This is a genomic window from Escherichia sp. WS547, from assembly GCF_046486065.1.
Lineage (GTDB): Bacteria > Pseudomonadota > Gammaproteobacteria > Enterobacterales > Enterobacteriaceae > Escherichia > Escherichia coli.
On sequence record NZ_JBJQMA010000016.1, the window covers coordinates 23,115 to 49,048 of the forward strand.

The 25,934-nt window shown below is 48.9% G+C and carries 18 protein-coding genes and 1 pseudogene; 9 read left to right on the plus strand and 10 right to left on the minus strand.

The window, feature by feature from the left end:
* Window positions 1–319: 319 nt before the first annotated feature.
* Both ACJHWK_RS14965 and ACJHWK_RS14970 read left to right on the plus strand, forming a co-directional pair.
* Window positions 320–1,328 (plus strand): annotated as a pseudogene (locus tag ACJHWK_RS14965) (ISNCY family transposase); the annotation flags it as partial.
* A gap of 214 nt (window positions 1,329–1,542) precedes the next feature.
* Window positions 1,543–2,895 carry an SIR2 family NAD-dependent protein deacylase gene (locus ACJHWK_RS14970; protein ID WP_001551127.1) on the plus strand — a complete coding sequence of 451 codons (1,353 nt, stop codon included), beginning with the start codon at window positions 1,543–1,545 and terminating at the stop codon, window positions 2,893–2,895.
* 199 nt (window positions 2,896–3,094) lie between these two features.
* On the opposite strand, the gene hipA is transcribed toward ACJHWK_RS14970, so the two are convergent.
* The 5 genes from hipA to lsrR form a co-directional block, all read right to left on the minus strand.
* Window positions 3,095–4,417: a type II toxin-antitoxin system serine/threonine protein kinase toxin HipA gene (gene hipA / locus ACJHWK_RS14975; RefSeq protein WP_001551128.1), complete on the minus strand. Its 1,323-nt coding sequence runs from the start codon at window positions 4,415–4,417 to the stop codon at window positions 3,095–3,097.
* On the minus strand, window positions 4,417–4,683 hold the full coding sequence (hipB, locus tag ACJHWK_RS14980; RefSeq protein WP_001296726.1) for a type II toxin-antitoxin system antitoxin HipB: 267 nt from the start codon (window positions 4,681–4,683) through the stop codon (window positions 4,417–4,419). Before hipB ends, hipA begins: the two co-directional genes overlap by 1 nt.
* A 183-nt stretch (window positions 4,684–4,866) precedes the next feature.
* Window positions 4,867–10,287: an ECSE_1600 family autotransporter gene (locus ACJHWK_RS14985; RefSeq protein WP_170886235.1), complete on the minus strand. Its 5,421-nt coding sequence runs from the start codon at window positions 10,285–10,287 to the stop codon at window positions 4,867–4,869.
* A gap of 523 nt (window positions 10,288–10,810) precedes the next feature.
* Window positions 10,811–12,403: an autoinducer-2 kinase gene (gene lsrK, locus ACJHWK_RS14990; protein WP_001523303.1), complete on the minus strand. Its 1,593-nt coding sequence runs from the start codon at window positions 12,401–12,403 to the stop codon at window positions 10,811–10,813.
* A 78-nt stretch (window positions 12,404–12,481) separates the two neighbouring features.
* Complete coding sequence (gene lsrR, locus ACJHWK_RS14995) at window positions 12,482–13,435, minus strand: transcriptional regulator LsrR (protein ID WP_001523305.1); 954 nt, start codon at window positions 13,433–13,435, stop codon at window positions 12,482–12,484.
* A 248-nt stretch (window positions 13,436–13,683) separates the two neighbouring features.
* Here lsrR and lsrA point away from each other — a divergent pair, with 248 nt between their 5' ends.
* The 7 genes from lsrA to tam are packed head-to-tail and all read left to right on the plus strand — an operon-like array spanning window position 13,684 to window position 20,297.
* Window positions 13,684–15,219 (plus strand): autoinducer 2 ABC transporter ATP-binding protein LsrA, encoded by a 1,536-nt coding sequence (lsrA, locus tag ACJHWK_RS15000; protein WP_001523306.1) that lies wholly within the window; start codon window positions 13,684–13,686, stop codon window positions 15,217–15,219.
* The gene (gene lsrC / locus ACJHWK_RS15005) at window positions 15,213–16,241 is read left to right on the plus strand and encodes an autoinducer 2 ABC transporter permease LsrC (protein ID WP_001523307.1); all 1,029 of its coding nucleotides are present in this window, start codon (window positions 15,213–15,215) and stop codon (window positions 16,239–16,241) included. The genes lsrA and lsrC overlap by 7 nt, the downstream gene beginning before the upstream one ends.
* Window positions 16,241–17,233 carry an autoinducer 2 ABC transporter permease LsrD gene (lsrD, locus tag ACJHWK_RS15010; RefSeq protein WP_001222721.1) on the plus strand — a complete coding sequence of 331 codons (993 nt, stop codon included), beginning with the start codon at window positions 16,241–16,243 and terminating at the stop codon, window positions 17,231–17,233. The genes lsrC and lsrD overlap by 1 nt, the downstream gene beginning before the upstream one ends.
* Before the next feature lie 11 nt (window positions 17,234–17,244).
* Window positions 17,245–18,267, plus strand: coding sequence for an autoinducer 2 ABC transporter substrate-binding protein LsrB (lsrB, locus tag ACJHWK_RS15015; protein WP_000172469.1), 1,023 nt, complete (start codon window positions 17,245–17,247; stop codon window positions 18,265–18,267).
* Between the two features lie 26 nt (window positions 18,268–18,293).
* On the plus strand, window positions 18,294–19,169 hold the full coding sequence (gene lsrF, locus ACJHWK_RS15020) for a 3-hydroxy-5-phosphonooxypentane-2,4-dione thiolase (RefSeq protein ID WP_000774183.1): 876 nt from the start codon (window positions 18,294–18,296) through the stop codon (window positions 19,167–19,169).
* A gap of 22 nt (window positions 19,170–19,191) precedes the next feature.
* Window positions 19,192–19,482 (plus strand): (4S)-4-hydroxy-5-phosphonooxypentane-2,3-dione isomerase, encoded by a 291-nt coding sequence (gene lsrG / locus ACJHWK_RS15025; protein WP_000558525.1) that lies wholly within the window; start codon window positions 19,192–19,194, stop codon window positions 19,480–19,482.
* A 56-nt stretch (window positions 19,483–19,538) separates the two neighbouring features.
* Window positions 19,539–20,297: a trans-aconitate 2-methyltransferase gene (tam, locus tag ACJHWK_RS15030; protein ID WP_001286549.1), complete on the plus strand. Its 759-nt coding sequence runs from the start codon at window positions 19,539–19,541 to the stop codon at window positions 20,295–20,297.
* 3 nt (window positions 20,298–20,300) lie between these two features.
* Here tam and ACJHWK_RS15035 read toward each other — a convergent pair whose 3' ends face one another.
* The 5 genes from ACJHWK_RS15035 to glsB form a co-directional block, all read right to left on the minus strand.
* Window positions 20,301–21,215 (minus strand): bestrophin family protein, encoded by a 915-nt coding sequence (locus tag ACJHWK_RS15035; protein WP_001313828.1) that lies wholly within the window; start codon window positions 21,213–21,215, stop codon window positions 20,301–20,303.
* A gap of 196 nt (window positions 21,216–21,411) precedes the next feature.
* On the minus strand, window positions 21,412–22,863 hold the full coding sequence (gene uxaB / locus ACJHWK_RS15040) for a tagaturonate reductase (RefSeq protein ID WP_001523308.1): 1,452 nt from the start codon (window positions 22,861–22,863) through the stop codon (window positions 21,412–21,414).
* Window positions 22,864–23,090: 227 nt separating this feature from the next.
* Window positions 23,091–24,509 (minus strand): diguanylate cyclase, encoded by a 1,419-nt coding sequence (locus ACJHWK_RS15045; RefSeq protein WP_001523309.1) that lies wholly within the window; start codon window positions 24,507–24,509, stop codon window positions 23,091–23,093.
* 138 nt (window positions 24,510–24,647) lie between these two features.
* Window positions 24,648–25,007 (minus strand): DUF4186 domain-containing protein, encoded by a 360-nt coding sequence (locus tag ACJHWK_RS15050; protein ID WP_001523310.1) that lies wholly within the window; start codon window positions 25,005–25,007, stop codon window positions 24,648–24,650.
* Window positions 25,007–25,933, minus strand: a complete 927-nt coding sequence (glsB, locus tag ACJHWK_RS15055) for a glutaminase B (protein ID WP_000257409.1) — start codon at window positions 25,931–25,933, stop codon at window positions 25,007–25,009. Before glsB ends, ACJHWK_RS15050 begins: the two co-directional genes overlap by 1 nt.
* Between the last annotated feature and the right edge of the window lies 1 nt (window position 25,934).

Genomic DNA, 25,934 nt, shown 5'->3' on the forward strand with positions numbered 1-25,934 from the left:
AATCGTCAGTGGATTTTACATACAAGGATAGCGCCCACATACTGACATCATTAATTAACGTTGGGTGAGGTTTACCGGGGGGAGGGGAAAGCGAACCAGGAGATGGAGGTGGCCAATCTGGTACGAACCGCCGCGTAGCTTGCACGGCAAAAGCTGCTGACTGATTCATCAGTTAAGCTACTGAAAGAGCGGAACACATGAACTTAAGAACAAACCCACCACATTTAACATAATATACATTATGCGCACCAAAATTATAGAGGCTCAATGCTAATGTTCTATTTGTGGCTCATTGGAGGCACTCAGTATAATCCGGGAGCACTACCGTGATTTTGGCCCCACGCTGGCGCGGGAAAAGCTGGAGGAAGTTCACGGTCTGGTCCTTGGAAAAGAAACCATCCGACGTCTCATGATAAACGCGGGACTCTGGATCCCCCGCAGACAACGCGCACCGAAAATTCATCAGCCTCGTTACCGGCGTCCTTGTACTGGCGAGCTGATACAAATTGATGGCTGCGACCACCACTGAATACGGTAAACCGATGATCCTCTACAGCGATAAAGCCAGCGTATTCAGAGTCAATAATAAGCACGCCACCACCGGTCTCGGCGATACCCAGTTTGCCAGGGCCATGCGCTGCCTTAATATTACTCCTTTGTGTGCTGAAACCAGCCAGGCAAAAGGCCGCGTTGAACGTGCTCATTTGACACTTCAGGACCGACTCGTTAAGGAGCTCAGGCTTAAGGGGATCTGTACAATAGAAGCGGCCAATGCATTTGCAGAAGAATACATGGCGGATTATAACCGGCGCTTTGCCAAAGAACCCTTGCATGATTTTAACGCGTACCGGCCGCTGGCATTAGACGATGACCTTGATGCAGAATTTACCTGGCGAGAGCCTCGCCGGGTATCAAAAAATCTGACTGTACAATACGATAAAATGCTCTATCTGATTGAGGACAACGAGTACAGTCGAAGAGCCATCGGCAAGTATATTGATGTCTGGCATTATCCTGACGGACATAAGGAGCTGCGACTAAATGGCGTGCTGCTACCCTACTCCACCTATGACCGGCTTTCTGAGGTTGAGCCCGTCGCCATTGTAGATAACAAGAGACTTGGCCATGTGTTGGATGTTGCCCGTCAGGTCCAGAGAAAACGGGACAATAATCGCTCACTATCGTTACCTTGTTCTGGTGATGAGCCTTCCCGCAGACGGCACGCGCCTAGCATCAACAAATCTCAGCGCTCACTGAACGAAGATGACCTACTTGAAACCATGATAAAGCTTCAGGGAAGCTCTGAGGCCATCTTTGGTAAAAGGTGAACTTGGCGGAAACCTCGTACTAACTGACCAACGGCGAAGTGTGCGCTATCTTTCGGCTATAGCAATCAAAGCCAGAGAAGATTTCTGAGAAATGCAAATAACTTCAATGATATTATATACAAAGGAAACCGAGGTAAAATTCGGGTGTCACAGAACCCCGAACCGCTCCGCGGCGATTTACTACTCCAGCATCTCACATCCTAAAGGCTAAAGTATGGACTTCTCTGAATATCAGACAGAAATAATTGAAGATATCAAATCATGTCTTGAAGGTTTACAGGTACAGCCAATTCTCTTTATGGGTGCAGGGGTATCTCAACGCTACTTGAAAGCTCCTGATTGGGAAAACCTGTTAAAGTATCTCGCTGAAACTTGCCCATTAATCACTCGCCCGTATGGTTACTACAGTCAAACAAGAAATGACAATAAACCAATGATAGCAAGTGATTTTTCTGAGTCATACGCTGAGTGGGCTTGGGATGTGGGGACATCTCGTTATCCTGAACAGTATTTCAATGGAAAAAGCTCTAAAGATATATATATCAAGCATGAGATTGCAACATTGTTGAATAACCTTTCAGACTCGGTTGATTTTTCAGCAATGGAGTACACTGAAGAAATTGAAAAGTTAAAAAAAGTAAGGCCCCATGCCATTATTACAACAAACTATGACGATCTGCTTGAAAAGATATTTGATAACTACCAACCGATAGTTGGCCATAATGTTGTGACTGTTAACTATACTACATACGGTGAAATCATGAAGATTCACGGCAGTAGTAAAGAACCAGAAAGCATCATTATAACAAATGAAGACTATGTTGAGTTTTATAAGCGTAAAAAGTATATCAGTGCAAAACTTTTAACATATTTCGTCGAGCATCCGTTGTTCTTCATTGGCTATAGTATTAATGATGAGAATATTAAAGCCATCCTGTCTGATATTGATGAGATAATTGCGCCAAATAACGCTTTGATTCCGAATATTTATTTGGTTTCCTTTAGTCCAGAATGTGAAGGTACAGGTTCACACCAGAAAGAGATTTTGATTGGTGTTGGTGAAAATAAAAGCATCCGAATCAAAGTGATCTATGCCAATGATTTCGGTTGGATTTATGATGCCCTATCGTCAAATACGCCAGAAATCAGTGTTAACCCAAAATTAGTCAGGGCGCTATTAGCCAGAACCTATACATTTGCCTCTCAATCTCTTGTAAAACAAGAGCTTCCATATGATTTTGAAATGCTTAAGAACATTGCTGAGCAAGATAACGTGTTAGCGAAACTTTATGGAATTGCAGAGTTAAATAATGGGCAAGCACTTAACGCAAGCTATCCCTACACCATATCTGAACTTGCAAAATTACTTGATATGGGATCTTGGCATTACGTCCATAAAGTATTAGAAAGAATACACAAGGAAACTGGTTTTAATATTAAATCCTCAGATAATAACTATCATGTGCTAGTGAAAACGGGGAAGGAAGGTGTTCATAAATATTCCCCCGCTGCATTCGAGTTAATCAAAAAAATCATTAATGGTCAGAAGTATAAACTCAAACCATAATTGGTTCGCATAATGACGTTATGCTAAAGAGGCCGTTGCGGGAGGGATTTTCGCAGCGGCCTTTTCAACATATGGACATTTCTAATGAGCCAGTGATTAGACATTTTCACTGAGCTTTGACAAACATAAACCAAGGGAGAATCCAGTCGTTGGCGGTCATGATTGTCCTGCTCATTAACAACGACCAAAACCCCATATCTTACTTAATACCGTATTCTCGGCTTAACCGGCCGTGCAACCTCAACACATTGGTTTCAACTGCCGTCACCACGTTCTCCGGAAAATCTGTCGGTAATGAAGTCTTCACGTTATCCAGTGCTGCCGGAATCATTCTGGCAAAGTCACTCAGGATTTCATGCATCTGCACTTCCGGAAATTTCAGCACCTTTGCTGTCGCCAGAAAATGTCGCGGATAAATTTTATCGATTGCCGTTTTTTTGCCTTTGGATGCGTTAACCCCCATTGCCAGTTTGAGATCGCTGATGTGTATTCCTGCGCCACCCAATACCGGAAATGCTGAAATGATGTCGTAAAATGGCGTGAGTCGATAACTGCCGCCAGCCTGAATAAATACGGAGAAGTTTTTTGCATGGCCATCCGTTGCGCCAATCAACCACTGGAACACCTGAAACTTCATAAAATCATAGCGATCTTTCAGCGCCTCGCTGGACCCCATCAAAAAAGCCATGATCCGCGCGATGCCTGGGCCTCCATCTGATTCATATTTCACCGATGAAGGTAAACCGAATGTCTGACACATATCCTCCTGTGGCAAGCGAAGTAAAACCGTTCGCTCAGCATTCCAACGCCTGTCAAAACGTTCGACCGCTAACGCGCGCACATTCCCCGCTTTAATGATTTCTGCGTCCGGCACATTCAACCCAAGTTCTTTCGCCAGCAGCAGACAGTAATACTCATTATCAACGCTTTGGCTGAGATCGAGCGTCGCATTGGGCTGCCTGATTTCGCCAATCGGTAATTTAATGATGTGCGTCGTCGGCGTTATTCCTTTCGGAATGCACCAGTCATTGCCTATTCTGAGCAGCGCTGTCTTCTCCTGCGCGCCAGCAACCGAGATGCGAAAGTCATTTTCTTCTCTAATCATGCCCAGAGGGATATCTGCTTTATAAGCCGTTAATACTTCTTCAAGTCTGGCTTCAGTAAGCTTTTCCCATGCCATTATCGGATGCGTTACGGTTTCATCTTCGGGTATTAACGTCACGGCACCAACGCTGTCTCGCCCTATTTCTGACAATAAATCAAACGGTTGTCTGGATTTGGCATGATAACGTTTAACGATCCGGTCACGTACAATCGGGCTATCGGGTAACAGGTTATCGAAGAAGTTAAATACGGCATCAGAGGTGATATTCCCCCTCTGCAATGGCAGCGAAAGTGATAACGGTCTGGCATAACGGTTGGCTAACCACTCCGGTGCATACTTAAAGGTGTGCGCGCCATTGGCTAACTTCGTTAACTCGCCTACCCGCTGGTTGTTCATCCAAGTGACAAGTTTAGGCATTACCACTCCAGATCTTGCTGTTCTGTTGATTCTGGCGAGGCATTTTTCGTGTCGCATAGCGTCATTGAGAGTTCAAGCGACTGTAAAATCTTAAAAAATGTCGTCAGCGTGGTATTGTCAGGGTTGTTTTCGAAATTGGAAATTGTCGCCTGCTTAATGCCGATTTTTTTCGCCAGCTCGCTCTGCGTCCAGCCATTTTGCTGACGAACCAGTTTCATTGCATTCGCTAATTGCGTTGGGCTATAGATCTTCTGAAAGCTCATCATGTCATACGTCCACAGCATATTTATCCGCTCAAGGGGATATTATCAGTTTTATCCTTTAGTGGGGATAAAGTCAATCAGGAAACACATCTTATCCGCTGTACGGGATAAACGCTGCGATATCCGCGATCGCGGATAAAAGGAAGGCTTAAGCCGCATGCCATCTCGACATGCGGCTTATACGGTTTACCAGCTATATTTCACTCCCAGCATGCCCTGAGTATCGCTATAGCCTTTATCACCTAGTTGCACACCGACATTCCCCCACAGGCTAAGGTTGTTATTTACTTTCGCCTCAACCCCGGTACGTACTTCACCGAGATTACGCGCACCATCACGGCTTACGGTTTGACCATTCATCTTCACTGCGTAGACTTTGCTGTTGTTGATCCAGTTCGCTTCAATGTAAGGCTGGAACTCACGCTGTTTACCATCGTCACGCTGGTGATGGCTGTTCAGGTAGGTTTTCACCCCAAGTCGCGTTTGCACGTTTCCGTCGCCTTCCGTTTCAATGCGTGTTCCGTCTTTCCGGGTATGGTCAGAATCTTTCACACCCATCCAGGTGATTTGTACCTGTGGCTGGACGTACCAGGTATTCAGCGTCCCTTCGCTGCCGCTAAAAGTTCCCGCTTCAAAGGTATACCCACCCTCAACAGAGGCCGTCACACCGCGAGAATCATAGTCGTCAGCAGAACGGTTATCGGAACTGACGCTGTTATCAAACCAGTTATACAGCGCCCAGCTGTCAACATAAGCGCCGGTCTTATTCGCATCGTTCTGATACCAGGTCGCGTACAGTCCTGCGCTGTAACCGCTGATGCGCCCATCCGATTTATAACCCACACGATTACTCTGAGTATTACTGTGCTGATTGGCGTAGCCTGCCATCACGCCAAGATGCCAGCGATCCTGCGCGTTGCTACTCCACTGCGCCAAATCGCCGCCTAGCTGCAATACATAGCGGTTAGCCTGAGTATTTAGCTGGCCGTCACCGGTCCTGAAACGTTCGTGCCCCCCGACATGACGCATCCACATACTGCTTGCCGAACCCTGAGAATGCAGTGAATCTGTATACTGCGGCTCACCCAGACGGTCGTGTAAGCGATGGCTAAACAGCGAGTTGGCTGCGGCAATGTTGCTGATATAGCTTCCGGCCTCCGGGCGATAAACTGATGGGCCTTCCGGATCCACAACAGGGGGATTATTGATGGGATCGGGTGTATCCGCTGGCGTTACGCCATCCCATTTACTGGTCAGATACCAGTTTTTCTCGTCATTCCCCTTCCCTTTAGCCAGCGTGTAGACGTAAGCCCCAGCTTCGACAGTTCCGGTGGTCAGCGCGAAGTTACCTGCAGAATTACCGCCGACCTCAATGAGTTCAATACCGTTGACCGTTTGTGCACCGACGCCGCCAATGTTATCAACCCGAACGCGAGTATTCCCTTGGGTATCGCCTTTCACGTTCATCTTATCGGTGGGCGAATTATCGCCGCCCAGCGTCGCGTTGAACGTCATCAGGCCATTGTTTCCGGTATAGTTACCGTTAACGGTCAGTACATTCCCCGGTTTCCCCCCTTCGCTGTTCATTTGAACCGTGCCACCATTCTCCAGGTTACCGCCGACAGTGGTTTTAGAGACACGCAGTGTCCCCCCTGGCATAACGTTCACATCACCTGCAGTGGTGACATTTCCCGACATCACACCGCTGTTATGGATATTAATGTGCTGACTTGCCATATTAATGGCAGAGTCGGAACCGAAAGCAATTTCACCACCCACGATATCCGTCGTACCCTGATACGCCGCGGAATCTTTGTTAAGAGTCAGGATCCCGGTACCCAGTTTTGTCACATCACCGCTACCGCTGATACTGTGCGTCATCGCCCAGCTACGCTCAGTGGAGATGGTGAGCAGGCCATTATTGATAACGGAAGCATCACCCAGGTTTTTCTGCTCGTTGACGCTGAGCGCGCTGCCTGTATCAATGTTGAATTGCCCCACAAAGCGGCTATTATCGCCATCCAGCTCTACGTCTGTCCTGGCGGTTGCGCTCACGATACCCTTCCCGCTTATGCTATTACGCAGTTCGCCGGTCACATTTTTTAGCGTTAACAGACCGTCATTGGCAATATTTCCTCTGCCTAACCCCTGCGTATTATCGAGGCTGACTTCCGCATTTGAGCTAATGCTGGTTAAGGCATTGTAGCGTGCATTAAGCCCCTCGATAGCCAGCGTTCCCCCTGTAACATTCAGGTTTCCGCCACCTGTCAGTTCGCCCTGACTGATCCCACCTTTATTCACCGTCAGCGACCCCTCTTTAAACAAAATAGTCGAATCCATCAGCCCGGTGAATGTCTCTACCGTCTGGGCCGATCCATTAAGATCGACGATGGCCGCGTTGCTGATGTTCAGTTCCCGAGTATTGCCCAGCGCGCCATCCGCATCGGTACGTAATGTCCCCATCTGAACGTAGGTTGCCCCCTGATAGTCGTTCTGACCGTTAGAAAGCGAAACCTGTCGCACCGTATTGATTGCCAGATCCCCTTCACCACCGATTTTTGCCGACATATCGGCCGTTGCGCCATAGGCTCCGCCATGTTCGGCTAACGTCAGCTTTTGCCCACCATGGATGTTCAGCGCTTTCAGCCCATAGTTAACGTACAAACCATCACCTGGTGCGGTCGTGAGGCGGAATCCATAATCACCCTCGGCGACCACTGTCCCGTTTTGTGCAATATGTAACGTTTTGTCCGCTTCCACCTCGTCGCCCTGTAAATCACGTAACGTTAATGAGCCACCCGACCCAATAACCGTTTGCGCCTTCACCAGTTGAACGCCGACATGACTATCATCGTGTTCCAGCAAATTGAGCGTCGTCAGAGGGTTATTCGCCATGGGATCATTCCACGGTTTAGGCACGTCGATAAGCACGTCGCCCGTCCCGTTTACCTGATAGTTACGGCCTTTCCAGGTGTAGTCACCCGCGCCGACAACCAGCGTATCGACGCTGATATATCCCTCCGCGAGCGTCGCAGCAGGAATATCCGTATCGAAAATGAGCGTACCGCCATTCATGGCCAGTCCACCAATGGATTGCTCTCCCACGTTTACCGATGTGGTATTTTCACTGTCAGACTGCAACATCGCGTGAGTAAGCGCAGCGGTGTTGTCGCGTTCCAGCGTGAAGGTACTATCTTTCAGTTGGGCAACACCGGCGAATTCAGTCCCTGTTGCATGGGTAAAGCCAAACATCTTGTCGGAGGATGACAGCTGCACTCGCATCAAGCCATCGCCTTTGAGCGCATTGGTCAGCGTGTAATCTCCTGCACTGTTCGTTGATGCGAGAATGTCGAGCGTACCGGGGTTTGCAATGGTTACTTCACTCGAACCCATGCCCGTTACCCCATCTGCCGTATGAGACGCAATGGTCAGGAGGCCGTCATTGACCAGCGTTTTACCGCTATAAGTATTCCCTGCATTGAACACCGTATGGCCTGCATCATGGATCACTTTTCCGTCTTTATCGTCACCTGTAATCAGCATATCGACCTGGTAGCCGGCATCACTGTTATTAGTATGATTAAAGACAAAAACACCTTCGCCAGAGCCAAACTCTATTTTCGTCGCGTTGGTGATAAATCCGGCATCTGCCGCCGCCTCACCGTGAGCTGCACCAATGTTTAGCGTTCCTACAGCAGGTTCAAAAACACCTAAGTAAACTTCTCCACCTTCGACATTCAGCGTACCGTTATTCGTCAGTGTTAACGTACCTGTGCCAGTCGTCCCTACATTCATATTGAATGTTTCAAGAAGAGAGTTCTGCCCATCCACCCGCACGTCGCCCTTACTTTTGTCATTGAGAGCTATCTGTGTATCACGCGCTTTAACTATACCTCCGGTGGTAATATTCAGTTCACCCGCGCCTAATACACCGACCTGTAGCAATTGGGCGTTAGTAGATGACGTTTTTAAATTCCAGAGACTATCCGTTGAAATATTAACTATCCCCTTACCGGAGGCATTTCCTCCGATAAATCCATAGCCCGTTGAATTAAGAGTGGCACCATTACTGACATTTACGATGCCGCTACCAAAATTACCGACATTAATACCTACAGTATCGAACAATGATGTCGCATCCATCAGGTTCAGTGTGCCGATACCGCTTGCTTTATCGCCCAAAAAAGTAATATTTTGCGATACAAACTTACCGCCATCGCTAATATTGAGGTTTCCGACACCCGCAACACCAATGGTGGTATAGACATTCTTATTGACCTCCCACATCCCCCCCGTGGTGATGCTGACATTCCCGACGCCGGTTTCTCCATAACCGAGTGAGCTTCCTCCGTTGCTGACAACAAGCCCCTCATTACTGATATTCATTTCGCCGTGGCCGTCATAACCAAGATTAGTTCCGAGATTAGTGATAACGGAGTTCTTATCCTTAATAGTAATGTTGCCTGTGCCTGTTTCTTTCATCCCCGCAGTGATAATTCCCGAATCTACTTTTCCTTCACTCGAGACATTAAGTTCACCGTCGCCAGCATCACCGATATAGATATAGCGGAAAGCTTCGCCCGTTCCGAGGAAATTCCAATGCCCTTTATCAGTCACGTTGACGACACCGTGAGAACCGTCCTGAACGCCCACCAATGAATATTCTTTGTTATTAATCAGTCCATTATTGGAAATATTGACTTTGCCATTACCGAAATATCCATTATAGAGTCTGCGTACCGTGATGACAGAGTCTTGATCCTGCACATTCAGGGTTCCGATACCGGTGGCATTGCCACCGATAATCGTATTTTCAGCCGTAATCAGCCCACCCTCGCGAATAGTCGCTTCCCCAGTTCCTTGATTGCCAATTTGAAATTCAATTGAGGAATCATTATTTTTTATTAGCCACTCGCCACCCTTTTCAACGACAACCTTACCATTACTGTTCGCCTGATATCCTACAATGGCGACGATTGAACTCGTGACGTAACCCTTATCCGTAATATTTAATGAGCCTGTACCGTAACTCCCTATTTCGAATAATTCGGTCATCAGAACCGAGTCCTCTCCCTCAACATTGACCGTCCCGACGCCTCCTGTCGAAGAACCTATCCTTAAATATCCTCCGTCAACGTGCCCCTTCTGTTTAATATTCAGCATCCCCGTTCCGGATTGGCCCACATTTAAAGGCCTTGCATTATTTCCGCTATCATACAATCGCCAGGTGCCACCCAAAACATTAACGGTGCCCTTCGAGTTCTCATTACCACCAATGACGCTGGTAGTAATAGTGGTTAAGGAGGCATTACCGCCAGCCAAAATATTAAGCACTCCAGTGCCATACCACCCAACCAGGTAGGCATCATAAGCAATATCAGTATTAATATTGGTAATCTGATCATTATCAACTTCCAGACTCGCACCAGACGCTGAACCGCTTAGTGCCAGCAAAACACCCAGCGACAATCTACTGAATTTCGTTGTCAGTCCAGAGGATTTACGCAAATTAACCGTCGATGTTTTACCTACTCTGCGAGTTAATTCCGAGCAGACCTGAAATACCTGTAGGGTGCAATTCCATATCACGCGATAGATTCTATTCATATAAACGCTCCATATACAAACAATACAGCCACGAAAGAGATGAGTCGTCAGACATTAAAAATGAAACTTATTAAATTGTCAGAGGTCTGTATTGAGTGTTGGTTGGAGGTGGGAAGGTGTCAATTTGGCTAATTTGCTAATACTTTCGAATTGATAGATTAAAAATTGCATAGTTCTTATTTTATTTAAAAATGAACCATGAGTTATTGTTGCTTAATAAGAAAAATGTTTCTTTTAATAAGAAAATTACCATCATCATATTTAACAAAGAATAGCATTAATTGCTAAAAAAGAACTCTATTAAAACTCTTTTTCATTCATTTATGCCTTTAGGAATATTCGCTATAAAATAAGGGTTATGCTTAATATTTTAAGAAAAATAGCAATTTCCCCTTGAATATATTACTGGCGATGGAACGATGAATCTGCAAGCTGGCATTTAACAAACCAGCTCTAAAAGAAGGGAAATAAGAATACTCAAAAACTAACAGCCACGGTCATCATGATGTGGCTGTCAATGAAACTATAACCCAGGCGCTTTCCATAACGACGTCGTCAGCCCGTGATCAACCAGCCCCAGCTGATCCTGATAAACTGCCTGCCACTTATCGCGTGAATCCTGATAAAGTTCATGTTTTTCCGGGTCTGGTGTGTGCGTCCGTTCCCAGCGAACCAGGCGTTCTCCGGTTTCTGCCATTGATGAAAAAATTCCGGCACCGACGCCAGCTGCAATGGCACATCCTAATGCGGTGGCTTCTTTGACCACCGGAATATTGACAGGTAATCCCGAGACATCAGCGAGAATTTGACTCCATAATTTCCCTTTTGAACCTCCGCCTGCAAAGACTAACGATGAAGGATGAATATCCGAGAAATCAGCGATTTGCTGCAAGTTACACGCTGATACAATCGCCGCATTTTCTTCCAGCGCACGGAACAACGTCGCTTTGTTACATTTATCCGGATCAATAGACAAATTAATAAAGGAAGGCGCAGCGTGATACCAGGTTTTAAACCGCATTCTGTCGGAGAATATCGGCATTACGCCCCACGACCCAGGCGGCACCCGACTGGCCATCTCTTCCAGCAGCGTATAGGTGTCGATGCCTAAACGTTCGGCAATCAGTTTTTCTTCGGCACAGAAAGCATCGCGGAACCAGCGCATGGTGAGTCCGGTAAAAAAGCTTATAGATTCAGCTTGTACCATGCCAGGAATAACATGAGGATTAACGCGCACGTTCATTTCTGGGTCTGTCACCGGCGCGGCTAAGTTTACAACTTGCTGCCAGAATGTGCCGCCAAGAACAGCGGTTTGTGCCGGACGCACAACGCCTAACCCCAGGCAACCAAGTTGCACGTCGCCTCCTCCAACGACCACCGGAGTGCCCGCCTTCAGACCGCAGAGTTCCGCCGCTTGTGAACTTACCACGCCCAGCAATGTGCCGGTTTCTTTGACAGGAGAAAGAATATCGGCCCGCAGTCCGGCCATATCCAGCAATGCAGGTTTCCAGTCACGGGTGGTTAGATCAAGAAGTCCCGTGGTGCCAGCGTTAGAGGGATCCACCGCCAGTTCGCCGCTGAGCATATAGGCCAGCCAGTCGCTGATCATGGTGATGGTCGACGCCTGTCGGTAGATATCAGAACGATGGTGCGCCAGCCAAAGTAATCTGGGAATAGCGCTTAAAGCCAGCGTTTGTCCGGTGGCGCGATAAACTTCGTTTTCAAAGGTATTGTTGTGCAGTTCTTTAAGTTCGCTAACTTCGCGCGCCGCTCTGGCATCCACATTGGCGCAGGCCCAGATCGGTGTTCCTTCATTGTTATATAAAACAATGCCTTCACGCATAGAACATGCCGAAACGGCAGCGATATACTCCGGGTCTATGCCGGCGTTGTGCAGCGCCTGGCGCATACACTCACACGCCAGTTGCCAGTTTTTGTTGAGATCAAATTCCATAGAACCAGGAACGTCCGGTACTGCCAGATGCCGCCACTCCGCCTGTCCCACTGCTATTTGATTGCCTTCCAGGTTGAATATCACAGCCCGAATACTTCCGGTGCCTGCATCCAGCGCCATCAGGTAGTACTTTGATTCTGAAGGGGTAAAGAGTCGAGCCATTAGATTATCCTCGGCTTATGCGTTCTGTCTGTTCCTCTATACGTTCTCCATCATTCCCGGTAATAAGGTCATGCAAATTTAACTACGTAAAATCGCCGCTGCTGTGTCCTGATCGGTAACCAGTGCGTTGATATAACCGCCTTTCATTGCAGCGGCAATTGCTTCGGCTTTATTTTCTCCCCCTGCCACGCCAACCCGGACGGGAATAGTCTTCAGCGCGCTTAAAGGTAAGCCAATCAGTTCGTTATGTATTTTGATATCCGTGACAACGTCACCTTTTGCATCAAAAAAGTAGCCTAAAATGTCGCCAACAGCCCCTTTTCGACCAATCATTAACTGTTCGCCCTGGCTGATATAGCCGGAGCGAATGATTGTTGCGTCGTCTTGTTGACTCACAGCCCCAATGCCGACAATCGCCACATCCGCTGCTTGTGCGGCTAACAGAACATCTTTGACGCAATTTTCATTTTTTAGCGTACGGGCAATGTCAGCGGAGGATGCCCGCAGCGGAGCCGGAATAATATTCACACTGCACGCCGCATTAAGCTGCCCGATACCCGTCATATAAGAACCGACGCCACCGGAGAGCGTGACCAGGCGAATTTGCTGCGACGAAATAAAACCACTTAAGCGTTGCAGCGTATTCATGGTTGCCTCGCCAAAACCAATCGCCAGCATCTGTTGTGGTTGAAGTAAACTCATCAACATATGCGCCGCGCCTATCCCTAGTCGCCCGCCGACATCAGCATCCGCAAGCCCAGGGATCACCCGGACATGTTGCAGCGAAAACTGACGACGTAATTGTGTTTCATGTTCCAGACAGCCTTCAAAGCGAGAATTAATCTGCACGCGAATAATGCCGGACTGATGCCCTTTTTCCAGTAATCGCGACACTTTCAAGCGAGTCAGCCCGAGACGATCGCTGATCTCGCTCTGGGTCAGCCCGTCGTGGTAGTAAAACCACGCGATCCGCGCGACCTGTTCTTCTTCACACATTCCCTGTTCTGAAATTGCCGAATCGTTGATTGTCATAATTCATTCTTCACTTTGAACATATTTAAATCTTTAATGCAATTGTTCAGTTCTTGCGCATTTATATCTGTGATGGCAACCACAGTTTGACTCTACGAGTATGAACAAACGCAACCGTGAAAATCAAAATAGCATAAATTGTGATCTATTCGTCGGAAATATGTGCAATGTCCACCTAAGGTTATGAACAAATTAAAAGCAGAAATACATTTGTTCAAAACTCACCTGCAAAACTGAACGGGGGAAATATGCAAACGAGTGATACCCGCGCGTTACCGCTACTTTGCGCCCGCTCGGTTTATAAACAGTATTCAGGGGTCAATGTCCTGAAAGGCATCGATTTTACGTTGCATCAGGGGGAGGTCCACGCCCTGCTCGGCGGCAATGGTGCCGGTAAATCGACGTTAATGAAGATTATTGCCGGTATTACCCCTGCTGATAGCGGTACGCTGGAGATTGGGGGCAACAACTACGCCAGATTAACGCCAGTTCATGCTCATCAGCTGGGTATTTATCTCGTTCCCCAGGAACCGCTGCTTTTCCCAAGCCTGTCGATAAAAGAAAACATCCTGTTTGGGCTGGCAAAAAAACAGCTCTCCATGCAGAAAATGAAGAACTTGCTGGCGGCGCTGGGCTGCCAGTTTGATCTGCATAGTCTGGCAGGATCGCTGGATGTCGCCGATCGCCAAATGGTGGAAATCCTCCGCGGGCTGATGCGCGACTCGCGGATTCTGATCCTCGATGAACCTACCGCCTCGCTTACCCCTGCGGAAACCGAACGCTTGTTTACTCGCTTGCAAGAGCTGCTTGCTACTGGCGTGGGTATTGTTTTTATCTCGCATAAGCTGCCGGAAATTCGCCAGATTGCCGATCGGATTAGCGTGATGCGCGACGGAACTATCGCCTTAAGCGGCAAAACCATCGAACTGTCTACCGACGACATTATTCAGGCCATTACGCCAGCGCTACGGGAAAAATCGCTCTCTGCCAGCCAAAAATTATGGCTGGAATTACCTGGCAACCGCCCACAACATACCGCGGGAACGCCGGTGCTGACACTGGAAAATCTGACCGGCGAAGGTTTCAGGAATGTCAGCCTGACGCTTAATGCCGGAGAAATTCTGGGTCTGGCTGGGCTGGTGGGTGCCGGACGCACAGAACTGGCCGAGACGCTCTATGGTCTGCGTACTTTGCGTGGCGGACGCATTATGCTGAATGGTAAAGAGATCAATAGATTATCCACCGGAGAACGTTTACTGCGCGGTCTGGTTTATCTGCCGGAAGATCGCCAGTCATCCGGACTTAATCTCGATGCTTCACTGGCGTGGAACGTCTGCGCCCTTACTCATAACCTTCGTGGATTCTGGGCGAAAACCGCGAAAGATAATGCCACCCTGGAACGTTATCGTCGGGCGCTGAATATTAAATTTAACCAACCGGAACAAGCTGCACGGACATTATCCGGTGGCAACCAGCAAAAAATCCTGATTGCCAAATGCCTGGAAGCTTCGCCGCAAGTATTGATTGTCGATGAGCCGACGCGCGGCGTGGATGTCTCGGCGCGTAATGATATCTACCAACTGTTGCGCAGCATCGCCGCACAGAATGTGGCTGTGCTGCTTATCTCCTCTGATCTCGAAGAGATCGAACTGATGGCAGATCGCGTGTATGTGATGCATCAGGGCGAAATTGCCCACTCTGCACTGACCGGGCGCGATATTAATGTCGAGACCATTATGCGCGTTGCCTTCGGCGATAGTCAGCGTCAGGAGGCGTCATGCTGAAATTTATTCAGAACAACCGTGAAATCACGGCACTGCTGGCGGTGGTGCTGCTGTTTGTATTACCCGGTTTTCTCGACCGCCAGTATTTAAGTATGCAAACGCTGACCATGGTTTATAGCAGCGCGCAAATCCTGATCCTACTGGCAATGGGCGCGACGCTGGTGATGCTCACGCGCAATATCGATGTTTCGGTAGGTTCGATTACCGGAATGTGCGCAGTGCTGTTGGGAATGTTACTGAACGCGGGGTATTCACTACCTGTTGCTTGTGTCGCGACTTTACTGCTTGGTTTGCTCGCGGGATTTTTCAACGGTGTCCTGGTCGCGTGGCTAAAGATCCCTGCCATTGTCGCCACCCTTGGCACGTTAGGGTTGTACAGAGGCATCATGTTGCTGTGGACTGGCGGTAAATGGATTGAGGGATTACCCGCCGAACTGAAACAACTCTCCGCCCCGCTGCTGTTTGGCGTTTCCGCGATTGGTTGGTTGACGATAATTCTGATGGCATTTATGGCCTGGCTGCTGGCGAAGACGGCGTTTGGACGCAGTTTTTATGCCACGGGCGATAATTTACAGGGCGCTCGTCAACTGGGCGTTCGTACGGAAGCCATTCGCATTGTGGCATTTTCGTTGAACGGCTGCATGGCGGCACTGGCGGGAATTGTGTTTGCTTCGCAGATTGGTTTTATCCCCAACCAGACCGGTACCGGGCTGGAGATGAAAGCAATTGCAGCCTGCGTGCTGGGCGGCATTAGTTTGCTCGGCGGTTCCGGCGCGATCATCGGTGCGGTACTCGGCGCATGGTTCCTGACGCAGATCGATAGTGTACTGGTGCTGTTGCGCATTCCGGCATGGTGGAATGATTTTATCGCGGGCATGGTTCTGCTGGCGGTGCTGGTGTTTGATGGACGCCTGCGTTGTGCGCTGGAACGTAATCTGCGGCGGCAAAAATATGCCCGCTTTATGATGCCACCGCCATCCGTTAAACCCGCTTCGTCAGGTAAAAAACGGGAGGCCGCGTAATGCGTATTCGCTACGGTTGGGAACTGGCTCTTGCCGCACTGCTCGTTATTGAGATTGTTGCATTTGGTGCAATTAACCCGCGGATGTTAGATCTCAATATGTTGCTGTTCAGCACCAGTGACTTTATTTGCATTGGCATTGTCGCCCTACCGCTGACGATGGTGATTGTCAGTGGCGGGATCGATATTTCGTTTGGTTCGACTATCGGCCTCTGCGCCATTGCATTGGGCGTACTGTTTCAAAGTGGTGTGCCGATGCCGCTGGCGATTCTTCTGACCTTACTGCTCGGCGCATTGTGCGGGTTGATCAACGCCGGATTAATTATCTATACCAAAGTTAACCCGCTGGTGATTACGCTTGGCACGCTGTATCTGTTTGCCGGAAGCGCCCTGCTGCTTTCCGGGATGGCCGGAGCGACGGGGTACGAAGGTATTGGTGGATTCCCGATGGCGTTTACAGATTTCGCTAACCTGGATGTGCTGGGACTCCCTGTTCCGCTGATTATCTTCCTGATATGTCTCCTCGTTTTCTGGCTCTGGCTGCATAAAACCCATGCCGGACGTAACGTGTTTTTGATTGGGCAAAGCCCGCGCGTGGCGCTTTATAGCGCGATTCCAGTTAACCGTACCTTATGTGCGCTCTATGCCATGACGGGGCTGGCGTCTGCGGTCGCCGCTGTGCTGCTGGTGTCGTATTTTGGTTCAGCACGTTCCGATCTCGGTGCGTCGTTTCTGATGCCCGCCATCACCGCCGTGGTGCTTGGCGGTGCCAATATTTATGGTGGTTCCGGTTCCATTATCGGCACCGCCATTGCGGTTTTACTAGTGGGATATTTGCAACAAGGTTTGCAAATGGCAGGAGTGCCAAATCAGGTGTCCAGCGCCCTTTCCGGTGCGCTACTTATCGTCGTTGTCGTAGGTCGTTCCGTTAGCCTGCATCGCCAGCAAATTAAAGAGTGGCTGGCGCGTCGGGCCAATAACCCATTGCCATAAAGGATATCTTCATGACACTTCATCGCTTTAAGAAAATCGCCTTACTTAGCGCGCTTGGCATTGCCGCAATCTCTATGAATGTGCAGGCCGCAGAGCGTATTGCATTTATTCCCAAACTGGTTGGCGTGGGATTTTTTACCAGCGGTGGCAACGGCGCACAACAAGCGGGTAAAGAGCTGGGCGTTGATGTGACCTACGACGGGCCGACAGAACCCAGTGTTTCTGGTCAGGTACAGTTGATTAATAACTTTGTCAATCAAGGTTATAACGCCATTATCGTTTCTGCGGTTTCGCCTGATGGCTTGTGTCCGGCACTGAAACGCGCCATGCAACGTGGTGTGAGAGTGCTGACCTGGGACTCTGATACTAAACCGGAGTGCCGCTCTTACTACATTAATCAGGGAACGCCCGCCCAGTTGGGAGGTATGTTGGTGGATATGGCGGCGCGTCAGGTGAATAAAGACAAAGCCAAAGTCGCGTTTTTCTACTCAAGCCCCACCGTTACGGACCAAAACCAGTGGGTGAAAGAAGCGAAAGCTAAAATCGCCAAAGAGCATCCTGGCTGGGAAATTGTCACTACGCAGTTTGGCTATAACGATGCCACTAAATCATTACAAACCGCAGAAGGAATATTAAAAGCGTATAGCGATCTCGACGCCATTATCGCCCCCGACGCCAACGCCCTGCCCGCTGCCGCACAAGCCGCAGAAAACCTGAAAAATGACAAAGTTGCGATTGTCGGATTCAGTACGCCAAACGTGATGCGTCCGTATGTGGAACGCGGCACGGTGAAAGAATTTGGCCTGTGGGATGTGGTTCAGCAAGGCAAAATTTCAGTTTATGTCGCGGATGAATTATTGAAAAAAGGATCAATGAAAACGGGCGACAAGCTGGATATTCAGGGCGTAGGTCAGGTGGAAGTCTCGCCAAACAGCGTTCAGGGCTATGACTACGAAGCGGATGGTAATGGCATCGTACTGTTACCGGAGCGCGTGATATTCAACAAAGAGAATATCGGCAAATACGATTTCTGATGTGCATTACTTAACCGGAGTACGTTATGGCAGATTTAGACGATATTAAAGATGGTAAAGATTTTCGTACCGATCAACCGCAACAAAATATCCCTTTTACCCTGAAAGGTTGCGGTGCACTGGATTGGGGAATGCAGTCACGCTTATCGCGGATATTTAATCCGAAAACGGGTAAAACCGTGATGCTGGCCTTTGATCATGGTTATTTTCAGGGGCCGACTACCGGACTTGAACGCATTGATATAAATATCGCCCCGCTGTTTGAACATGCCGATGTATTAATGTGTACGCGCGGCATTTTGCGCAGCGTAGTCCCCCCTGCGACCAATAAGCCGGTGGTACTGCGGGCGTCAGGTGCGAACTCTATTCTGGCGGAATTAAGTAATGAAGCCGTGGCGTTATCGATGGATGATGCCGTGCGCCTGAACAGTTGCGCGGTGGCGGCGCAGGTTTATATCGGCAGCGAATATGAACATCAGTCGATCAAAAATATTATTCAGCTGGTCGATGCCGGAATGAAAGTGGGAATGCCGACCATGGCCGTGACTGGCGTGGGCAAAGATATGGTGCGCGATCAGCGTTATTTCTCGCTCGCGACTCGAATCGCCGCTGAAATGGGGGCGCAGATTATCAAAACCTATTATGTCGAAAAAGGTTTTGAACGGATTGTTGCCGGATGTCCGGTACCCATTGTTATTGCTGGCGGTAAAAAATTACCGGAGCGCGAGGCGCTGGAAATGTGCTGGCAGGCTATCGATCAGGGCGCTTCTGGTGTGGATATGGGGCGTAATATTTTCCAGTCTGACCATCCGGTGGCGATGATGAAAGCCGTACAGGCGGTAGTACACCATAACGAAACGGCTGATCGGGCATATGAACTCTATCTGAGTGAAAAACAGTAACTGCGGATTAAGGAGAAGAAACATGCACGTCACACTGGTTGAAATTAACGTTCATGAAGACAAGGTTGACGAGTTTATCGAAGTTTTTCGCCAGAACCACCTGGGCTCGGTACAGGAAGAAGGCAATTTGCGCTTCGATGTCTTACAGGACCCGGAAGTGAATTCGCGCTTTTATATCTACGAAGCTTATAAAGATGAAGACGCAGTGGCGTTCCATAAAACCACGCCCCACTACAAAACCTGTGTCGCAAAACTGGAAGCTTTAATGACCGGGCCGCGTAAAAAACGTCTGTTCAATGGGTTGATGCCGTGAGGCGAATTTATCAATTTTATCTACAATTGGGGTAACGCGCTGACGGGAGTAAAAAAATGTCTGACTGGAACCCCTCTTTATATCTGCACTTTGCCGCTGAACGATCGCGTCCGGCGGTGGAGCTGCTTGCCAGAGTGCCGCTGGAGAATATCGAATACGTTGCCGATCTTGGCTGTGGCCCAGGTAACAGCACCGCCCTGCTGCATCAACGTTGGCCTGCGGCCAGGATAACAGGCATCGACTCGTCTCCGGCGATGATTGCTGAAGCGCGCAGTGCTTTGCCAGACTGCCAGTTCGTGGAAGCAGACATCCGCAACTGGCAACCGGAACAGGCACTCGATCTGATTTTTGCTAATGCCTCACTGCAATGGCTGCCCGACCACTACGAATTGTTCCCTCATCTGGTTTCTTTACTTAATTCGCATGGTGTGTTGGCAGTACAGATGCCAGATAACTGGCTAGAGCCAACCCATGTGCTCATGCGCGAAGTCGCCTGGGAACAAAATTATCCGGATCGCGGGCGTGAGCCGCTGGCTGGCGTTCATGCTTACTACGATATTTTGAGCGAAGCCGGATGTGAGGTCGATATCTGGCGAACCACTTACTATCACCAGATGCCGTCGCACCAGGCGATTATCGATTGGGTGACCGCCACTGGATTACGTCCGTGGTTACAGGATCTGACCGAGAGCGAACAGCAGCATTTTCTTACGCGCTACCATCAGATGCTGGAAGAGCAGTATCCACTGCAAGAGAACGGACAGATACTGCTGGCATTTCCGCGTCTGTTTATTGTTGCCCGGCGTACGGAGTAAATCTTACGTCAGCTGGTAATGACGATCGGGAAGAATTTTTGCCGGAATTTCTGCTTCATCGTTCATCTGTAACAGGTCAATTTCAATAGCGTTGCAGATGGCATCCAGCGGTAAATCATTGTTTTCAGTACCGAAGGGATCTTCCAGTTCTTCCGCCAGACAATCCAGCGAAATAAAAGTGTAGGAAATCAGCACAGAGATAAAAGGCGTCATGTAATGCAGGTCCACGACCAGCGCGAACGGCAGCATGATACAAAACAGATAAACGGTACGATGCAAAATCAGGGTGTAGGCAAAGGGAATTGGCGTATAGGCAATGCGCTCGCAGCCTGCCAGAACCGCTGAAATATCATTAAGCCGATCGTTGAGGCTAATAAACAGGATATCTGAAAGTTGTCCATTGCGTCGCTGAACCGCCAACCACTCCCCCATTATTAACAAGATGCGGTTAGCTGGAGAGTTCGAAGCCAGTACACGCTGAAGATCTTCCGTCTTGAGATAATGAGCCAGCACTTCCGCCTGTGGCTGTTTGCGTAATGTCATGCGTAAACAGTGGGCGAAGGCGATTTGCAGCCGGGCAAACTCCCTTACACTTGCCGAATCCGGCAATGTCGTTTTTACCTCGCGCAGTAACGACCGCGAGGCAATCATCAACTGCCCCCAAAGTTTTCGCGCTTCAACGTAACGGGCGTAACCGGCATTATTACGAAAACCAAGAAAAATGGCGATGGCGACACCGAGAATGCTGAACGGTGCGAGGGTGAATTTAATGCCCAAATGCGTGTACCAGGGCAGCATGAAAATAACAGCGATAGAAAAGAGAAAATTGAGTAGTAAGCGCGAGGATATCTTGGATAATACTGAACCGTGCCAGACAAAAATACGGCGCAGCCAGTGTTGTTGTGGACGAACAATCATGGTTATCTTCAGGCGTGGAAAAGTCGCCCTATTAAACGTGATTACGATCACATTCTCAAGACACTACTTACAAATTACCTACAAGCTTACAACATTTACAGGTGTGGCATATGGCACCCGTTAATGATAAAGGCACATAGGATGTTGTAACTAATATAGTGAAATAAGAAACCCGGTCGAAACCGGGTTCAGAGTATTAGCACAACGGACGTACAGCTTCGCGCATTCCTTTTTCGAGAATCACATCCAGGTCATTAGCCACCTGCTCGACCAGACCAGGCACTTGCGTCAGGTCCTGCTCCCAGTGGTCTTTTTCTGCCAAAACAATCGCTACCAGTTCCTGGGTACCGATAACACGGTCACGATGCTGACTCCAGAGTTGCTGATAACGTTCCAGCCAGTGTGCATCGTCCTGTACCGGATATGTTTCTCCATTACGCTCACCGCGATAAAACGCAATCAATGCCGCTAATGCGAAAGTCAGGCGCGCCGGAAGTGTGCCGTTTGCCTTCTGCCCTGCCAGCAGTTGCGGCAGGATGCGGGTGCGGAACTTGGTCATACCGTTGAGCGCGATAGACAGCAGCTGATGCTTGATGTACGGGTTACGGAAACGTCCGGTGACTGCACTGGCGAAAGATTCCAGTTCATCACGAGGCAAATCCAGTACCGGAATAATTTCTTCGTAGATGGCTTTTTCAACGAATGCGCAAATTTCGGCATCGTTCATCGCTTCACCTACGGTATCCAGCCCTGCCTGGAACGCCACCGGCACCAGCGCGGTGTGCGCACCGTTGAGGATTGCCACTTTGCGTTCTTTGTACGGTTTAATATCGTCAACAATCAGCACGTTGAGTGGATATTTGTCCAGGCACAGCTCAGTCGCTAAGGATTTCGGCCCCTGAATCACAAACAGGTAAAAGTGTTCAGCGGTGTCGAGGAAACCATCGTGATAACCCAGTTCTTCTTCCAGTTTAGCCACTTCATCACGCGGATAGCCGGTAACGATACGGTCCACCAGCGTAGAACAGAAGCTGTTAGCCTGATCCAGCCATTGAATAAATGCTTCTGGTAGTGCCCACTCTTGCGCATAGCGCAGCACAAGTTCACGCAACGCGTCGCCATTGTAGTCGATCAACTCACACGGGATGATGATCCAACCTTTATCCTGCGCTCCGTTGAAATGGCTAAAACGTTCGAACAGCAGACGGGTCAGTTTTGCCGGATAACTTACCGCTGGCGCGTCATCGAATTTATCGCCCGCATGGTAGCTGATACCCGCTTCGGTGGTGTTAGAGAAAACAAAGCGCATTTCCGGGTTGTGCGCCAGTTTCAGGAATTCATCGTATTCACTGTAGACGCTGATTTCACGATTAACAGAGCGAATCAGACGCGCGTCGCTGACCGCTTCCCCCTTCTCGTTCAGACCACGGATAATGGTGGTATACAGACCATCCTGCGTGCTCAGTGACGGCGGGAATGAAGTTTCAATCGGACGAACAACGACCACGCCAGAATTCAGATCGGTGTGCTCATTCAGGAGATCGATTTGCCAGTCAACAAAGGCGCGCAGGAAGTTACCTTCACCAAACTGAATGATACGTTCTGGATACTGTGCACCGGGAAAATCGCGACGATTTAGTGTTTTCACAATGGGTTCCCTTCTGATTAGTCATACAACCTGTTTGAATTGGTACGACAGGTTAGCAAACTTTAATACGCCGAACCCCTGTTTTGATCAACTCCTGATGATTAATGAGCAGTTTTATGAGAAAAGTGTGGCGCGGATCATGGTTTAATCGAGGAACTACGCCTTTTATTCGCTCAATAAAGTGGTAGAACACATTCCGTTAAAATCGCTGTGAATGAATAAAGATGTCAGACAACTTCCTCACCGTAACGCATAGTGCTGGTACGGTTGCGCCCATCTTTCTTCGAGCGATACAGGCATGTATCGGCTTCGACCATCAATTTATTAAAGTCATCGGTCAGCGTTCGGTACGATGCGCAACCACTACCGACGCCAATACTTACCGTGAGATAAAGCGTTTTTTGTTGCCAGGTGAACGGTTGCAGTTCAACGCCTTTACGGATTTTTTCCGCCATTAGCAGACCATCGACAGGATTCACCGACGGCACTGCAACAGCAAATTCTTCGCCGCCCATTCGCGCCACCAGCCCCTTATCACCGACAATCTTCTGAATATGCTGGGCAAACACGCTTAACACTTTATCGCCACATTCATGTCCATAGTTATCGTTAATGCTTTTGAAATAGTCGATATCAAGCAGCATGACAGTCAGATGTTGTGTCTGTTTCAGCGATGGACTTTTCAGCGCCTCATAAAGACCGGACCGTGAGTAAACCTGAGTCAGAAAATCAAAGTCGGCTCGCAGCGCAACTTGCTTCATTAGCGAATTGATCGCTGCCACGCTAAAAGAAACCATAATTGGGCATATCGCCATCGTGGCAATACCGAGACGTGCGGAGAACATTTGCGGAATGGAGAACGGCGAACCGACCGAGATATCAATCACTGAATTTGCCACCAGTACGATTTCAACCGCACCGGTGACAAAGGTCAACAGACATGTTACCTGCGGCGTATAGCGCACTGCACACCAGATTAATGCAGGCAGCGGGAACGCCAGACTCCCCGCTCCGCCAATGACTACCGAGGCAATAACCGACACAATAAGCGCGATAGCGGGCATCATCTGTTCTGCTTTAAAGCGCGGCAGCACTCCAGGAATTGCCAACGTCAGCATACAAGGCACGATCAACACGCCCGTTGAGAATTGCTCACTGAACCAGTCGGCAAGCAAAGGCCAGAAATCCAGACTATCAATACTGACCGAACCAATCGCCCCGACAATAGCGCATAATAATGCGGCAATCAGACAGTAATTAAATAGCCGTAAGGCACTTACCGGCTCATACTTATTTTTCCCCAGACGCTTATCCCGCGCGACCAGTAAGGCGACGGTAACAATAAACATCATATTGGAGAAATTGATAGCCAGTGAAACCAGCCCCCATTCGGTGGTTATGGCATCATAAACCAGCATTGCCACATAACTGATCGCATAGTAATGCAGTCGATTAAGCCAGACATAGCGGGCAAACCCCCCCGCCATTACGCCATTCAGCGGCCAGAAAAGAGAAAGTTCGTGAACCAGCCGTAACTCTGCACCAATGAAATAGAACAGCGTGGTTAGCGCAAAAATAGCGATGCTATTACGTAGCAGATGACCTTCCTGGAACAAACGGAAAGTTGAAATGGGCTGTACATGCATTAATTATCTGTCCATACAATTGCGGGTGGCAATTATCTCAACGTAATAAGTAAATTCTTATAAAGGATAGCATGTTCGCTGACAGCGGCGGCAAATAAAGATATCCTGGGAATGCTATTTTATCGTTTTCCGCAATTATCATGGCTGATTCATCTGTATAACCAACCAGTGATAGATTACCGCCACGATATAACGTTGTTGTTCCTCGCTTAACGAAACACCCTGCGGAATGTTATGCCACTTAGCCAGACAACCGCGACAACAGGTTGCAGTGGCGTGCTGAGCGATAAACACCGGATGCCCGCGCATGGGGGTTTGCTTACCGTCGTTAGCCGGTAATGCCGGAGCAAGACGTTTAGCGACAAAATCCGCCGCATGTTGTTCGATGACTGGCGCGCCTTTCTCCAGACAATACTGACGCTCTTTCACACCCAAACCAAAGCGAGAGCGAAATTTTGAACGGGATAAACGCGCGAAGAGTGGATCGAGAGACTGCATTAATAAACCGAACGCCCTAATTGTTTCGTCAATTGTTCAAGGACGGCGATACCCGCAAGCGAGTTACCGGCATCATCCAGTTCCGGGCTCCAGACTGCGATGGCCATTTCATGCGGAACAATCGCCACAATACCGCCACCAACGCCAGATTTCGCCGGTAGTCCCACCCGCCAGGCAAACTCCCCCGCGTTCTGGTACATACCACTGGTCGCCATCAGTGCGTTAATTTGCCGCGCCTGCATTGGCGTCACCACAGGTTCATCAATATGAATAGCTTTCCCCTGATTAGCCAGAAAGACAAACGTCCGGGCCAGCTCTACACAGCTCATTTTCAGAGCGCAGTAATGAAAGTAGTTTTGCAGAACGGTTGTCACGTCATGATGGAAATTGCCAAACGACTTCATCAGCCAGGCGATAGCCGCATTTCGCGCGGAGTGTTCAAATTCGGAACGCGCTACCACCGTATCGTAGGAAATATCAGACACACCGCTTAAGCCGCGCACGACTTCCAGCATACGTTGCCGAGGAGCGCTTAATCGCCCTTGCAACATATCGCAGACCACCAGCGCACCGGCATTAATAAACGGATTACGCGGAATACCCTGCTCCATTTCCAGTTGCACTAAAGAATTGAACGGTGATCCAGACGGATCTTTGCCGACGCGTTGCCAGATTTCCTCTTCGGAGTAATGACGCATGGCGACAACGAGACTCAGCACTTTGGAAATAGACTGAATGGAAAAACGTTCTTGCGCGTCTCCGGCCTGAAAAAGCTGTCCGTCAACGGTACAGATAGCAATGCCCAATCGGGAACCGTCTACCGTAGCCAGCGCCGGAATATAATCCGCGACTTTACCCTGACCAATGAGCGGCCGCACTTGCCGCAAGATGTTTTCTAAAATTGCATTATCCATGGCGACTGCCACT